Raw genomic sequence first — 2944 nt, 5'->3', positions numbered from 1 at the left:
GCCGCGCGACGACCGGGGTGGCATGAACGCGGCGACGCGAGAGCCTCCAGACGAACGCCAGGGCGAGGAGCAGGATGACGAACGGCGCCGCCCAGAGCAGAGCCGTGCGCGCATTGAACGGCGGCCGCAGCAGCACGAAGTCGCCGTAGCGGGCGACGACGAAATCGACCACGGCCTTGTCGCTGTCACCCGCGACGATCCGCTCGCGCACGAGCAGGCGCAGGTCGCGTGCCAGAGGCGCGTCGGAGTCGTCGATCGACTGGTTCTGGCAGACGAGACAGCGCAGGCCGCCGGAAATGGCCCGCGCCCGCTGCTCCTGCACGGGGTTCTTCAGGATCTCGTCGGGCTGCACAGCCTGTGCGCCGGCGAGCGCCAGCAACACGATTCCGAATGCCAGCAGAAGGCTGCGCATCCGCCTACTCCGCCGGCTGCGGCGCGGCCGCGACCGGCGCTGCGCGCTTCGGTGCTGCCAGGCGGAAACGCCGGTCGGTGAGCGAGAGCCCGCCGCCGAGAGCCATGATGATCGAGCCGATCCAGATCAGCAGGATCAGGGGCTTGTCGTAGAGCCGCACCGCCACGCCGCCGTCCTGCGCTTCGCCAAGGCTGACATAGGCCTGGCTCAGCCCATGCGTACGGATCCCGGCTTCCGTCGTCGGCATGCCGCGGGCGGTATAGATGCGCTTCGAAGCTTCGAGAGGTGCCAGCTCCCGATCGCCCGCGAAGAGCTGGAACCGCGCGACCTCGGCGCGGAAATTCGGGCCGGTGCGAGGCGTCACACCCTCAAGGACGATCGCGTAGCGCCCGCTCGCCAGGCGCTCGCCGGGCTTGAGGACAGCGATCGCCTCGGTGCTCCAGGCCTGGGCCGCTATGCCTATGATGCTGAAGCCGATGCCGGCATGCGCCAGCGCCGTGCCCCAGGCCGAGCGCGGCAAGCCCTTGGCACGCGACAGCATCGCCTTCCAGCCGCTGGCCCGCGCGGCGATGCGCTCGCCGAGATCGACGGCAGCGCCGAGGATCAGGAACGCGCCGAGCCCGATGCCGAGCGGCGCGAGCACCGGCCCGCCGCGCGTGAATGCGATCAGGACGAGCGTGATCAGCACCGCCAGCCCGAAGGCAGCGGCATTGCGCTGCGCGGCGCCGAGCAGGTCGCCGCGCTTCCAGGCGAGCGACTGTCCGATCGGCAGGATCAGCAGGAGGGGCACCATCACGGGGATGAAGGTCGCGTTGTAGAAGGGGGCGCCGACCGAAATCTTGTCGCCCGTGACCATCTCCAGCACCAGCGGATAGAGCGTGCCCACGAAGACGGTGGCGCAGGCCGTGGCGAGGAAGATGTTGTTGACGACCAGCGCTCCCTCCCGGGATACCGGCGCGAACAGGCCGCCTTGCCGCAGCAGCGGCGCGCGCCAGGCGAAAAGCGCCAGCGACCCACCGACGAAGAAGACCAGGATGAGCAGGATGAACAGGCCGCGCGCCGGGTCTGTGGCGAAGGAATGCACCGAGGTCAGCACGCCGGAGCGGACGATGAAGGTGCCGAGCAGCGACAGGGAGAAGGTCAGGATCGCGAGCAGGATCGTCCAGACCTTGAGGGCGTCGCGCTTCTCCATCACCACCGTCGAATGGATCAGGGCCGTTCCGGCGATCCAGGGCATGAAGGATGCGTTCTCGACCGGGTCCCAGAACCACCAGCCTCCCCAGCCGAGCTCGTAATAGGCCCAGTAGGAGCCCATCGCGATGCCGAGCGTCAGGAAGGTCCAGGCCAGCAACGTCCAGGGACGGACGGCGCGCGCCCACATGGCGTCGATGCGCCCGTCGATCAGCGCTGCGACGGCGAAGGCATAGGTGATCGAGAAGCCGACATAGCCGACATACAGCAGCGGCGGATGGATCGCGAGTCCGAGGTCCTGCAGGATCGGGTTGAGATCCTGCCCTTCGGCGGGGGCCGGCGAGAGCCGCTGGAACGGGTTTGAGGTCAGCAGCGTGAAGGCGAGGAAGGCCACGGCCACCAACCCCTGCACGGCGAGCGTTCCGGCTCGCAGCCGCGGCGGCAGCGAGTTGCGCGACAGCGCGACCAGGGCACCGAACAAGGTCAGGATCAGCACCCAGAGCAGCATGGAGCCCTCGTGGTTGCCCCAGACCGAGGTGAACTTGTAGATCAACGGCTGCGTCGAATGGGAGTTGGCGACGACATTCGCCACCGAGAAATCCGAGCGGACATAGGCGGCGACCAACGCCGAGAACGAGAGCGCGACCAGCGCGAAGCTGATCAGCGCCGCAGCGCTGCCGACCGATGCGAGCGCCCTGTCATGGCGCACGACACCCCAGAACGGCACCAGCGTCTGGATGACGGAGACGCCGAGCGCCAGCGCCAGCGCATAATGTCCGATCTCGACGATCATGCCCGGCTCATGGCTTGGCCGCCGGCGCAGGCGGAGCGCCGGCGCCACCCGGCTGCCAGTGCCCCTGCTTCTTCAGCGTGTCGGCGACTTCGCGCGGCATATAGGTCTCGTCATGCTTGGCGAGGACCGAATCCGCCTTGAACCGCCCGGCGCCTTCAAAAACGCCCTCTGTCACGACGCCCTGCCCTTCGCGGAACAGGTCGGGTAGCAGCCCGTGGTAGCTGACCGTCATGGCGGTCTTGCCGTCGCTGACCGCGAAGGTGACCCGCTGGTCCGTTCCGCGCTTGACGGACCCCGCTTCGACGAGGCCTCCGAGGCGCATGCGGGTGCCGGGCACGACGCCCTTCTCGACGATCTCGGTCGGCCCGTAGAAGAACACGATCGTATCGCGCATCGCGAAGAGCACGAGCCCGGCGGCGAAGCAGAGCACGGCTCCGGCAGATGCGATCAGGACAAGGCGGCGCTGCTTGCGGGTGAAGCGGCGCTTGGCGGGGATCGGGCTAGCGGGCTGGGCGATACTCACGGCTTGGCTTCCTTCAGGGCCAATT

At 68.5% G+C, this 2944-nt stretch carries 3 protein-coding genes; all 3 read right to left on the bottom strand.

All coding sequences use genetic code 11. The features are described 5' to 3' along the window. Positions 1 to 412: cytochrome c-type biogenesis protein (locus tag ACIPIA_RS13450; protein WP_400510273.1), on the bottom strand; the 412-nt coding region annotated here is incomplete at its 3' end. Positions 413 to 416: 4 nt separating this feature from the next. Further along, positions 417 to 2396: a heme lyase CcmF/NrfE family subunit gene (locus ACIPIA_RS13445; protein ID WP_400510272.1), complete on the bottom strand. Its 1980-nt coding sequence runs from the start codon at positions 2394 to 2396 to the stop codon at positions 417 to 419. A 7-nt stretch (positions 2397 to 2403) separates the two neighbouring features. Further along, complete coding sequence (gene ccmE / locus ACIPIA_RS13440; protein ID WP_400510275.1) at positions 2404 to 2892, bottom strand: cytochrome c maturation protein CcmE; 489 nt, start codon at positions 2890 to 2892, stop codon at positions 2404 to 2406. Between the last annotated feature and the right edge of the window lie 52 nt (positions 2893 to 2944).

The sequence above is a fragment of the Allobosea sp. CER48 genome, from assembly GCF_044752385.1.
In the GTDB taxonomy this organism is placed as follows: domain Bacteria; phylum Pseudomonadota; class Alphaproteobacteria; order Rhizobiales; family Beijerinckiaceae; genus Allobosea.
This window is presented reverse-complemented; position numbering and strand designations above follow the sequence as displayed.

Excerpts from the sequence above, each read along its gene's own strand:
- ACIPIA_RS13445 (WP_400510272.1), bottom strand. The coding sequence starts at position 2,396 with ATGATCGTCGAGATCGGACATTATGCGCTGGCGCTGGCGCTCGGCGTC.